Annotated in this window: 8 protein-coding genes; 2 read left to right on the top strand and 6 right to left on the bottom strand. The window is 61.4% G+C overall.

Features of this window, described 5'->3' with window-relative positions:
- Nucleotides 1–173 precede the first annotated feature (173 nt).
- Nucleotides 174–719, top strand: coding sequence for a DUF1003 domain-containing protein (locus QP803_RS05170; RefSeq protein WP_284946658.1), 546 nt, complete (start codon nucleotides 174–176; stop codon nucleotides 717–719).
- 60 nt (nucleotides 720–779) lie between these two features.
- On the opposite strand, the gene QP803_RS05165 is transcribed toward QP803_RS05170, so the two are convergent.
- From QP803_RS05165 to QP803_RS05140, 6 genes are all read right to left on the bottom strand, one after another.
- Entirely contained in the window at nucleotides 780–1,961 is a 1,182-nt protein-coding gene (locus QP803_RS05165; protein WP_284946657.1) for a fumarylacetoacetate hydrolase family protein, read from the bottom strand.
- A 57-nt stretch (nucleotides 1,962–2,018) separates the two neighbouring features.
- Nucleotides 2,019–4,091: a maltose alpha-D-glucosyltransferase gene (gene treS / locus QP803_RS05160; protein ID WP_284946656.1), complete on the bottom strand. Its 2,073-nt coding sequence runs from the start codon at nucleotides 4,089–4,091 to the stop codon at nucleotides 2,019–2,021.
- A gap of 85 nt (nucleotides 4,092–4,176) precedes the next feature.
- Complete coding sequence (locus QP803_RS05155) at nucleotides 4,177–6,060, bottom strand: sigma-54-dependent Fis family transcriptional regulator (protein WP_284946655.1); 1,884 nt, start codon at nucleotides 6,058–6,060, stop codon at nucleotides 4,177–4,179.
- 181 nt (nucleotides 6,061–6,241) lie between these two features.
- Nucleotides 6,242–7,717, bottom strand: a complete 1,476-nt coding sequence (locus QP803_RS05150) for an aldehyde dehydrogenase family protein (protein ID WP_284946654.1) — start codon at nucleotides 7,715–7,717, stop codon at nucleotides 6,242–6,244.
- A gap of 21 nt (nucleotides 7,718–7,738) precedes the next feature.
- On the bottom strand, nucleotides 7,739–8,995 hold the full coding sequence (locus QP803_RS05145; protein ID WP_284946653.1) for a D-arabinono-1,4-lactone oxidase: 1,257 nt from the start codon (nucleotides 8,993–8,995) through the stop codon (nucleotides 7,739–7,741).
- 197 nt (nucleotides 8,996–9,192) lie between these two features.
- Nucleotides 9,193–10,278 carry an LLM class flavin-dependent oxidoreductase gene (locus QP803_RS05140; RefSeq protein WP_284946652.1) on the bottom strand — a complete coding sequence of 362 codons (1,086 nt, stop codon included), beginning with the start codon at nucleotides 10,276–10,278 and terminating at the stop codon, nucleotides 9,193–9,195.
- 269 nt (nucleotides 10,279–10,547) lie between these two features.
- Between QP803_RS05140 and QP803_RS05135 the strand changes: the two genes are divergently transcribed.
- On the top strand, nucleotides 10,548–11,807 hold the full coding sequence (locus tag QP803_RS05135; RefSeq protein ID WP_284946651.1) for an NAD(P)/FAD-dependent oxidoreductase: 1,260 nt from the start codon (nucleotides 10,548–10,550) through the stop codon (nucleotides 11,805–11,807).
- Nucleotides 11,808–11,817 lie beyond the last annotated feature (10 nt).

Genomic DNA, 11,817 nt, shown 5'->3' with positions numbered 1-11,817 from the left:
CCGACAAGACCATGCCGACTGTTCGCGGCATTTGGCTTACACGCCCCGGATTGCAACCGTCTATGCCAGACTTGGCATGTCGGCAGAGAGGCGCCCGCTTGGGGAGAGGTTTGCGGAAAGGCCCCAGATCGGTCAATCAACGCGCCTGCATTTGAACGAGGAGCCTGATCGATATGGCAACGGGAAAGACCGGGCTGGCGGAGGGTGGCGAGACGGCGCGTGGCCTGGGCCCCGAAGAAATCGACCAGCTCCACAAGCTCCGCATGTTCCGTCGCCGCCGGCGGTTGAGCGACACCCCGAAACCGAGCGGACTGACCCTGGGCGAATCCGTGGCCGACAAGGTCGCGGCGAGCATGGGGTCCTGGCGGTTCATCATCATCCAGTCCACGATCCTGCTCATCTGGGTCGTGCTGAACGTGACCGCCTTCATGCAGCACTGGGACCCATACCCCTTCATCTTGCTGAACCTCGCCCTGTCGTTCCAAGCGGCCTATGCCGCCCCCTTCATCATGATGAGCCAGAACCGGCAGCAGAACATCGACCGGAAGGAAGCCGCGAACGATTATAGCGTGAACGTGAAGGCTGAGCTGGAGATCGAGCTGCTGCACCAGAAGATCGATCAGCTGCGCGAGACGGAAGTGCTTGCCCTGACCCGAGCGGTCGAGACCTTGACCGCCCTGCTACTCAAGTTTGAACAGGATCGGGGCGTCAAGACTTAACCGTCGACGGCGGAATGCGCTGCGCTTTTACGCCCTACGAGTCCGGGCGCTAACCCGCCGCTAAAGCAGGCCGCGCCGCGCCAGGTTCCGCAGCAGATGGCTGGTGCCGAAGGTCCAGGGCGGACAGTCATTCGTGTGGCGCATCAGATTGACGAGTGCGCCGAGTTGCGGCGCCGCGATGGTCACGATGTCACCGACCTTATGGGTAAAGCCTTTGCCCGGCGCATCGCGATCCGCCACCGGCGCGAACAGCGTGCCAAGGAACAGAATCGCGCCATCGGGATATTGGTGATGGACGTTCACCATCTGCCCAACGAGATCGGCGGGATCGCGGCTGATGAGGGAGAGGTTCGAAAACCCCTCCATGTGGAAGCCCTCCGGCCCCTCGACGGTGAGCGTGACTTCCATCCGGCGTACATCATCCAGCGAAAAGCGATCGTCGAAGAAGCGGATGAAAGGCCCGATGGCGCAGCTTGCGTTATTGTCCTTGGCTTTCGATAGCAACAGGGCCGACCGCCCCTCGACATCACGCAGATTGACGTCGTTGCCGAGGGTCGCGCCGACGATGGCACCGGTGGAAGCGACGACCAGCACCACCTCGGGCTCAGGATTGTTCCAGGTCGAGATGGGGTGAAGCCCCGCATCTGCGCCCGTGCCGACGGCGGCCATCGGCTGGGCCTTGGAGAAGATTTCCGCGTCGGGGCCGATGCCGACTTCCAGATATTGGCTCCAGGCCCCCTGCTCGATCAGCACCGCCTTCAGCCGCTGCGCCTCTGGCGAGCCGGGCTTCAGCTTTTGCAGATCATCCCCCACCAGGGCCGTGATCTCGGCGCGGATGGATTTCGCGGCTTCGGGATTGCCGCGCGCCCGTTCCTCAATCACACGCTCGACCATCGAGACCGCGAAGGTGACGCCGGCCGCCTTGAGCGCCTGCAGATCCACCGGGGTCAGGAACCAGGGTTTCGTTATCTCGCGTGTGGCGGCGGAGGTATTGGCGAGCAGCGTGTCGAAGTCACCCAGGGGCTCGCCCGGCGTTGCGCGCAGGGCGGCGGCGGGATCGGGCGTTTCGCACAGATCCCGCATCGTGGGGAAGCGGCTGGTGATGTCGAAGACGCCATCGGGCCGGATGGCGACGACCGAGGGGCCTTCGGCATCGGGTCGCCAGACCCGGCCGGCGAGCGCCGCATGCTGCGCATCTTGCGGCAAGGTCGTAGCGCTGGTGAGCGTCAGTGATGTGGACATCGTATGTTCCATTCCATGCGGCGCGGTTGATCACGCCGGTTCAGTGAGCAATCGCCGCTATCCCAAGACTGGCCGCAGCGTACTGACGATTCTGAGGGAGAGACCTTCATAGGGCCCGAGCTTGAGCAAAAGTGCGCCATCTTCGCCAAGGTCGCCCAGGATGATCTCCTTGATCATATCAACAACCGGGCCGGATGCGGCATTGGGCACGGTGATGGACTCTTCGATCTCGACCGCACTGAAATTCAAGGCGGTGATTTGCGTGCCGCGCGCATCGGCAAGTTCATGAATCATGACAAGCAGTCCAGGACTGGTGACATCCGGCACAGCGACCTGCCGACTCGCGGCCAGATTATAGGCCTGACGGACACTCAACAGATGTTTCATCTCAAGCGCGAAGGAACCGGGCCGTTCCATCTGTTCCGACAAAGATCCATACAGCACACGCGCCTTCGGCAAGCCGCCGCCGGATATCGTGTCATCAGGCGCGACGTTCATCAGATCATAGGCGCCGCGATGGACCCATCGCGTATCGCCACCGGTCACAAAAGACTCGACGCTCTCCAAGGATACGGGCAGCGCGCCCACCATGTCCCAGCCCGACAAGGCGAAGACACCGGGCTGAAAAGCATTGTACATTACGAGTAGAAGATGGATCTTCTGGATGAGCGCCGTGTCCTCATCGGTGATGGCATCCAGGTCGCGAATGCCGAGAGCAGCGGTGATGACGCTCACCGTGGTGCAAGCCACACCATTGGTGACGAAGCGCTGATTGTAGGGCGCATTCTCGCCCGTCAATCGGGAATACATCGTCTCCCGTATATGGGTTCTGAGAAGACGCCCCTGCCAGGTCTGGCCCTGAAACATGAAGATGTCATCGGCATGTAAGGTCCAGAAATGGACCAGCTCCAGGGTCAGTTCATCGTGATTCTGCAAGGCGTGAATGAGGCCAGCGGGATCGATCTTATAGTCGTGCATGATGCGCAGCATCAGGCGCAGAAACTCAGTGTCGCCGGTGAGCAGCGCATGGTGATAGGCGGGTCGGGTGATGAAATCGTACGACAGATCCGCGCCGCCCTGCGTCATCGCGGCGATATCATCGACCGTGAGATTGAGTTCCTGGAAGCTGAAGGCACCGGCTTTGCGAATGGCGCCGGCCAGCAGGCGGTTGCCGACCAGTGACAGCGGATGGCCTTCGGACCAGGCGAGGCCGCCGGTGCGCACTTCGACGCCGAGGAAGCCATTCGCATCGAGACGCAGGCCCACGGCGCCCAATTCATCGATGGAATGCAACGCGTCGCCAATGATCATCTGCTGGGCTGCAAATGTCGGGTCCAGCCAATTCAGAGAAGGTTGGCCTTCCTTGAAGTAATGCAGGTAGACCCAACGCCGCGTCACCCCATCTACGCCGAGGATCGGCGCGGTGACGCTCCAATCGGTTTCCTTGACGCCAGGCTCGAAGAAAATGACGCGTTGGAGTTGGCCGACGATATACTGCTTCTTGCTCAGCAGATCGACCGTCGCCGGAATGAGATTGACGGCGTCCCGACCTTCCGGCACGTCGGGCAGAAACTCCCAATCGGCCGGCTTGATTTCCACCATGTGATAGATGCCGGGGTAGTCCCGATAGCCCATTTCCGCCAATCGGAAGTCGGCGCCCTTTCCCGAATGCGCCGGAATGACGTCATCGATCACGATGGCGTTATGCGCCGAAGCCGTGCGGCTCAGGGCGATAAACTCCTCCTTCGTCCCATATTGCGGGTCGATCTCGAATCCAATGCGGTCGAAATTGCCATCGACGCTGGGCGTGAACGCCTTGCCCGTCAGGCCGCCCGCCTGCTTCATCGGGCCGGTATGGATGCCTTGGACGCCCAAGCTCGCGAGGCTGCGCCACAGGTTAGGATCGCCGAGCGTGGCGAGGACGGACTTGCCCTCCCCCGTCAGCAAGGCCGGCGGATAGGCGGTAAACCAGACCGAGGCGATGGCAGAGGCGGCGCGCGGCCGGGCCTCGGCATAAGGACGCAGCCATTGACGGCTCTGACCCGCATATTTCAGCGCCATGTGCTTGGCGTTGTGGAGCATGGACTGGTCCACGAGCCACTGAATATAGGTCGGGTCGGAGGCATCCATGAGTTCACCGCGCGGAGGTTGGGGACGCTCTCCTATCGCGGGATAAAGATGGTTTTGGCAATGCCTCCGGACAGACGCTCGTGGCTCAGCGGTGCAGACTATGCTGCTTCAGTTTGCGGTAGAATGTCGCCTGGCTGATATTGAGAGTCCGCGACGCGCCGGTAACGTCACCGGCGTGCTTTGCGAGCGCATCCTCTATGGCGGCGCGTTCGGCCGCCAAACGGGCCGCCTGAGCGGTTTGTCGCGGGGCAAGCGAAACCGGCACCGCGCCCACACGGCTGTCTGTCGCGTCATCCTCCAGCATCAGATCCGCAGGCGCAATGACGCCGCCCTCGCACAGCTGCAACGCACGTTGCAGCGTGAACTTCAGCTCGCGCACATTGCCGGGCCAGCGATGGCGGCGCATGGCGGCAAGCGCCTCCGCCGAGAGGTGGATGGACCGCCCGTCACGGAGACGATGCAATGTGGATTGGAAAAGGTCACCGGCGTCATGGCGATCGCGCAAGGGAAGAAGATTGATCACCACGCCGGCCAGCCGATGATAGAGATCGGCTCTGAAGTAACCCTCCGCCACGCGCGCCTTCAGATCATGATTGGTCGCGGCGATGACCTGGATATCAATGACGCGGGTCTTTCCGGATCCGAGCGGGCTGACTTCACCGGATTCGAGCACACGCAGCAGCCGGGTCTGGAGGGCGAGCGGCATATCGCCGACTTCATCGAGAAATAGCGTCCCGCCATCAGCCTCAACCAAGCGACCGACATTGCCCTCCCGCCGTGCGCCTGTGAAAGCGCCCACACCGTAGCCGAACAATTCGCTATCGATCAAAGTTTCGGGCACGGCCGCGCAATTGAAAGCGACGAAAGGCTTGTCCTGGCGCTTGCCTTCGAGATGCAGCGCGCGCGCCAGCGTGTCCTTGCCGCTGCCTGTTTCGCCCAGAACCAGAACGGGTAAACGGCTGCCAGACACCCGCCGCAAAACCCTCAGCTGATTGGACAACCGGGGATCACGACCGAGACAGTCTTCGACCGTCGGTGGAAGATGGATCGCCGGTGACGGCGCATCCGAGACGGGTTTGGCATTGCGTCGAGGGCTGGTGTCGCCCAACGGCGCGGGATTGGACGCGCGTGATTGCGCAGACGATGCGCGGTCAAACGCGAACACTCTCTCATCGCCATGCCGGCGCAGCGCGATGGCACCGTCTTTCCGAAGATTGGTCTTTGCGCGTTCATCGACGTCGAACAGCGTCCCCAATGCAGCAGGCCGCAGAGGACCCTCAGCGAGATCGAGCCAGTGGCGCGCCAAATGATTGGCGCCCCGGACCTCACCCGCATCATCCACCGCAAGCAGAATTTGTCCAGCTTCGCTGCGCGCCTTAAGAATCGCGTGCTTTTCGTATTTGCTATGAAACAAATGGTTGTTCAGCCGCTCCGCGGTCTTGCGGGCGAGGTTCGCCATCATGACGAAGACATCTTCCCGCAGAGCGGGATTGCCGGTGCAGAAATTCAGTACGCCCGCCATTTCGGACTCCGCCGACAGCACCGGCGCGGCAGCACAGGACATGGTGGCGAAATCGCGAAAGAAATGCTGTGTTTGGAAAACCTGTGTCGGCCGACGCTCGACGACGCAGGTACCGACGCCGTTGGTGCCGGCAATTCCTTCGGCCCATAACGTGCCGACGCGCTCATCTTCGACATAATTGCCGGTTTGATGATCCGATCGGTAATAGACGATCGTTCCCGCCATGTTAGAAAAGCTGGCACTGAAATTCACGCTGGAGAGCGGCAGCCAGATGTAGTCCAGTTCTTCGTCAACCGTTCTCAGCAGATCCTCAAACGGTTCCCGATGCTCGCGCACTTCCTGACTGGTGAGACAATCGACACGGGTCTTCATGCCCCTATCGAGATTATGCCGCTTGACGCAGCGTTGCCAGGACGCCTTCAGGTCATCGGCACCGGCGATCGACATTGCGCCGATCGTGGTGACCAACGACGACGTCGGGACAGATCTTAGACCAGGCCTTTCAACCGCCATTGGCAGTTCCAATCGATCGAATTTCTTCACCACGAAGTTGGACATGCACGGCGAGTCAAGTCAAGAAGATGCTACATTTTCGCCAATGCCTTTCTCGCCTCACCAAGCCTCACCGTCATCCGTTCTGGATAACGACCGATTTGGTCTGGAGATAGTCTTCGACATGCTGCAGGCCTGACTCGCGGCCATAGCCACTGGCCTTGTAACCGCCGAAGGGGATCACCGGATCCAGCAGTCCGTAGCAATTGACCCAGACGGTGCCTGACCGGATGGCTTTTGCCATGATATGGGCCTTGGAGATGGTCTGCGTCCAAACGCCCGCACCGAGGCCGAAGGGCGTGGCATTCGCGATCGTCGCCGCCTCCTCCATCGTGTCGAAGGCGATCACCGAAGCGACCGGCCCGAAGATTTCCTCCTGAGCGACGCGCATGTCATTGCGCACGCCCGCCAGGACCGTCGGTCTGATAAAGAAGCCGTCGCGCAGCCCTTCGCTTTCAAGACGCGCGCCGCCGGTTTCGGCGGTCGCACCTTCTTCGACGCCGACAGCGATATAGCCCGCGATCCGATCCAATTGCTTTGCCGAAACAACCGGGCCGATCTGGGTTTGCGGGTCGATACCGTCCCCCACGCGCAGTTTGGAGGCGAAGTCCGACAGGCGGGACACGAAGTCGTCGTAGATGGGTCGCTCGACAAGGATACGGGTGCCGGCGCTGCAAATCTGGCCGGAATTGCCAAAGACGCCCATGCCTGCGCCGGCGACCGCCGCGTCAAGATTGGCGTCGGCAAAGACGACGTCGGGCGACTTGCCGCCGAGTTCCAACATCAGTCGCTTGATGTTGCTTTTCGAGGCTTCGATGATCTTGCGTCCCGTTACGTCCGAGCCGGTGAAGGCGATCTTGTCTACGCCCATGTGGCTGGCCAAAGCCGAACCGGCCGTCGCGCCGAAACCCGGCACGACATTGACGACGCCCGGCGGAAACCCAGCTTCCAGCACCAATTCCCCCAGACGCAGCGCAGTCAGCGGAGCGTCCTCGGCAGGCTTGAGCACCATGGTGCAGCCGGAGGCCAGCACCGGTCCGATCTTCCAGATGGTCGATGTCAGCGGCGCATTCCATGGCGTGATGGCGCCGACAACGCCGATTGGCTCCTTCAAGGTATAGCTGAAGACATTACCGGGCAAAGAATTGGGCAAGGTCTCGCCGTGGGTCGTGGTGCATAGACCGGCATAGAAGCGCAGCATGCCGATCGCGCGCTGGCGCCGCCCGCGCGTGAAGGTGATCGGCGCCCCCATGTCGAGCGTGTCGAGCAGGCTGAACTCCTCAAAATGCTCATCGACCAATTGCGCCAGTTTCAAAAGGCATTCCTGCCGTTGGAAGGGTGTGAAGCGGCTCCACGGCCCCTCAAAGGCCCTGCGTGCAGCGGCCACGGCCAGGTCGATATCCTGGGCATCCCCTTCCGCGACCTGCGCGAGGAGCACACCGGTCGCCGGATTGCGCGTTTCGAAGGTGCGGCCAGAGATCGCCGGCACGATGCGGCCATCGATGATCAGGTTGCGGACGCAGCCCTTGGGCAGGATGTGCTCATACGACATGATAATTCTCTCTAGGATGGCTTAGACGAAAAGGGCGCGCAGGTGGTCGTTGAGGAAGATGCCGTCCGGATCGATCTCTCGACGAAGCGCCTTGAACGTATCGTACCGCGGAAAGAGCTTTTCCATCCGCGCCTGCGACATGAAGTGGTGCTTGCCCCAATGAGGCCGGCCATCATAGCGATCAAAGATCGCATCGACATCGCGCAGCATTGGCCAGGTCGATTCTTCCAAAGGACCGGATACCGACAAAGCGTATCCGTCCCTTTCGCTATAGGCGCTGAGATAAGAATCGTCGGCCTTCACCGGCCGGCACTCGATTGGAAAGAGCGCCTCCGGATACGTGCTGCGAAAGAGCTGCCGCAGAGCATCGAAGGTTTCCTCGAACCGCGCGAAGGGCACGGCATATTCAACCTCCCGGAAATTCGGCATGTAAACATTGGGATAGATGACCGAACTATGATCGAAAACCTCACCGGCATTCAGCGCGGGCGCGGGAGTCGACGCGGGCACGGCATTATAGGCGCGCATATGGCAGATATCGTTGTCACGGGTCGTGCGTGACGGCACGGTGGCGGGCAGTTCAAAGAGATCGGCGGAGTCCTTGTGCGGCAACCAGAAGAACCAAAAGGTCCGATTGTCGCGCAACAGGTCATGCAAGGAGGTGAGACAATCCTCGGTATCGGCGTTCCACGACGTCTTGCGGATATTGTAGGACGGTACGGCTTGAAGGGTGATCGAGACGATCAGGCCGAACATGCCGAGCGAGGTGCGGAAGGCTTTAAAAAGCTCCCCATCCGTCTCCGCTGACAGATCAAGGATGCTGCCATCGGCGATGACCATGCGCGCCGCGATCATTTGCGCGGAGAAGCAGGGCAGCGTGATGCCGGCACCATGGGTCGCCGTCATGATCGCGCCGGCAATGGTTTGCGTGTCGATATCACCCTGATTGTTCAGCGACATGCCACGCGTTCGCAGGAAGCGGCTGAGATCGCCAACGCGAATTCCCGGCCGCACAACGACGCGCAGGAGATCGGGATCAACCGAGATCACATCGCGGAAATCATCGAAATCGACATGGATGCCGGGTGTCGGCACCACCGCCGGATTGGAATGTCCCGCCCCGCTCGCGCGTATCGGCAGATCCATGCGGCGCGCGGCGCGGACGATGTCCTGCACGTCCTCTTCCGTCCTGGGCTTGGCGACATAGCGCGGCACGAAATACTGCTCGCCAAACCAGTTCCACCAAAGCCGCCCGGGCTGGAGAAGATCGTCGCGCATCGGTGTCATCGCCGGGCCCTGTGTGTTCTGATGGATTCGGTAAGATTTGTTGGCCCGTTCTCCAAACCTATCGTCATGGTATGCGAAGGTGTGCCATCCACGGCTTGCCTTCGTGCCGCAAGGAAGGCGTGGATGCCCGGCCTTCGCCGAGCATGACGGAATGGCCAGAAGACGACCCCACCCAGACGCATCGTAATCTACAGTAACTGCTTGCGGACGTTCGGCATGACGTTCAACGCCAGCAGTTCCATCGATTTGCGCATGGCGGCTTTTTCCGCCCAATCATGAGCTGTCATCATGAGCGTTCCAAACGGCCCCACCTCTTCCCGAAACGCCAGCAACTTGCGGGCGACGGTTTCAGGGCTGCCGTAGATCACGAAATTGTCGCGCACCACAGCCGGCGTGATCTGGGATGCGTCCATCCCCTGGACCGGAGCCAGCAAGGCCGCCGCATCCATGCGCTCATAGACCTGGAACATATAGTCGTAATACCAGTCATAGGCGCCGCCGGGCGTTTTGACGAAATCCTCAGCCTCCTGATCCGTCTCTGCAACATGAATGCTGCGGGCGACGCGCCAGTTTCGGCCATCCGGGTCTTTGCCCAGCTTGGTCATCTCATCCGTGTACGTATCCCAATGGGTCTTGACCACCCAGGGTGCCACGAAGTTTGCCGAAATTGGCATGAGATCGTTGCGTGCTGCGACGCGGATCGAGCTTGAATTGGGACTGCTGACGGAGACAGCGAGCGGCGGATGCGGGCGCTGAAACGTCTTGGGCAAGGTGCCGACACCGAGTTCCGGCCAGACCATGGTGCGCAGCTTGATCGTCCAGAACTTGCCCGGCAGATCATAGGGCGGACCGGAGGCCCAGATTTTTCGCATGAGGCCGAGGGACTCGAGCATCATGGCCTGACGATCCGCGCCCTCAAGCCCGAAGAGTTCGAAATCAGAGCCTAGGCCCCCGGTGCCGATACCAAGAATCAGGCGACCCTTGGTCAGATTGTCGAGCAAGGCGACATGGGCCGCGAGCTGCGCCGGATGATAGAGCGGCAGAGAGACCACGCCCGTGCCGAGCTTCATGGTTTTGGTCATGCTGGCGATATAGGCCAGGAACATCATCGGCGAGGAAATCTGTTCGATCTCCGATGAGTAATGCTCTCCGCACCAGCCTTCATCGAAACCCAGTTCATCGGCAAGCTTAAAGGCCTCGATATCTTCTTCGAGGGTTACTGGATAACTGCGGTGCATCGTGTGCAACGGCATCATAAAGAGCGAGAGCTTCACCGTCATCCCCATAGATTGCGCGAAAGAATCAGACGCGTTTGGCAGAGGGGCAAGTGCCGTGCCAAGGCGCGGAGCGCATACAAAACAATGGAGGATCAAGGCTTTGGCGGCCTTGCGATGCAGCCGCCCGTGCCGCGGCGTCTCATCCGCGAGAAGATTCTCATACCCGGTGATCGTCGCCTCACGGTGTCCAAGGTATCGGTACGGCGGCTTCGCCCTGGCATGGTCCTTGCGCCGTTTCACCGTGCATTCGGTGTGGAGTTCTATCGATGAAGGTTGTCGTGATCGGCGGAGGGGCCATCGGCGTATCCGCGGCCAGTTGGCTGCTGCGCGATGGACATGAGGTGACCATCCTCGATCCCGATCCGATCGCCGAGGGTGCATCCTTCGGCAATGCCGGCTGCCTCAACCCCTCCTCCGTCGTTCCCATGTCGATGCCGGGCAATCTGCCCAAGATCCCCGGTTGGCTTCTGGATCCCTTGGGTCCCCTCTCCATCCGGTGGCGGTATCTGCCTCAGATCACGCCCTGGCTTATTCGCTTCCTCCAAGCCGGAACGCCGGCGCGCGTGCGCGATCAGTCTGCCGCTCTCCGTGGTCTGCTACATGATTCGGTGGAGTTGACGATGGAGCTGGCCCGCAACGCGGGCGCCCAGGATCTGATCCGGCGCCAAGGCCATCTGGTCGTCTATCGCTCGCAGCAGGCCTTCGATGGCGATGCCATGGGATGGCAGCTCCGCCGCGATGCCGGAATCGCCTTTACGGTTCTGCACCAGGAAGAACTTCGCCAGCTGGAACCAAGCCTGTCACGCGACTATCGCATCGGCGTGTTCTTTCCCGACAACGGCCACACGACCAATCCGAACCGACTGATCAATGCCATGGCCGAGGCCTTCCAACGCGATGGCGGGACCATCCTACGCGCGAAAGCCACCGGCTTCGCCTTCGATGGCGAGACCTTTTGCGGCGTTCAGTCCAGCCACGGCGTCATCGGCGCGGAGGCGGCGGTTGTCGCCGCCGGCGCCTATTCCAAGGCGCTGGCATCGCAACTGGGCGACACGCTGCCGCTGGATACCGAGCGTGGCTACCATGTCGTTATCCAAGCGCCGGAAGCCACGCCGAGGCTTCCGATCATGGATGCGGAAGGCAAATTCGTCGCGACACCGATGGAGGCCGGCCTACGCCTGGCCGGCACGGTGGAGTTCGCGGGCTTGACCGCCAATCCAGACTGGCGACGGGCCGATAAGTTGCTGACGCTTGGCGGGCGCCTGTTCCCCGCGCTATCACCGCAGTATGGCGACCAACGCCTGACGCGTTGGATGGGGCGGCGGCCAAGCATGCCGGATTCCCTCCCCGTCATCGGCTTGTCCGATCGCAGCAACCGCATCGCCTATGCTTTCGGCCATGGCCATATCGGGCTGGCCGCCAGCGCCCGCACCGGGCTGCTCGTCTCCGAACTTCTTGGCGGCCGTACCCCGTCAGTCCCGATCACGGCCTTCAGTCCGCGCCGGTTCCGGCACGGCGATCGCTGAGAGGCCGTCT

The sequence above is a fragment of the Acidisoma sp. PAMC 29798 genome, assembly GCF_030252425.1.
Classification (GTDB): Bacteria; Pseudomonadota; Alphaproteobacteria; order Acetobacterales; family Acetobacteraceae; genus Acidisoma; species Acidisoma cladoniae.
This window is presented reverse-complemented; position numbering and strand designations above follow the sequence as displayed.

What these genes read in the sequence shown, in the direction of transcription:
- QP803_RS05145 (WP_284946653.1), bottom strand. Translation starts at nt 8,995, where the DNA reads ATGCGCGACGATCTTCTCCAGCCCGGGCGGCTTTGGTGGAACTGGTTT.
- treS (WP_284946656.1), bottom strand. Translation starts at nt 4,091, where the DNA reads ATGGATGCCTCCGACCCGACCTATATTCAGTGGCTCGTGGACCAGTCC.
- QP803_RS05150 (WP_284946654.1), bottom strand. Translation starts at nt 7,717, where the DNA reads ATGTCGTATGAGCACATCCTGCCCAAGGGCTGCGTCCGCAACCTGATC.
- QP803_RS05135 (WP_284946651.1), top strand. Translation starts at nt 10,548, where the DNA reads ATGAAGGTTGTCGTGATCGGCGGAGGGGCCATCGGCGTATCCGCGGCC.
- QP803_RS05170 (WP_284946658.1), top strand. Translation starts at nt 174, where the DNA reads ATGGCAACGGGAAAGACCGGGCTGGCGGAGGGTGGCGAGACGGCGCGT.
- QP803_RS05155 (WP_284946655.1), bottom strand. Translation starts at nt 6,060, where the DNA reads ATGTCGATCGCCGGTGCCGATGACCTGAAGGCGTCCTGGCAACGCTGC.
- QP803_RS05165 (WP_284946657.1), bottom strand. Translation starts at nt 1,961, where the DNA reads ATGTCCACATCACTGACGCTCACCAGCGCTACGACCTTGCCGCAAGAT.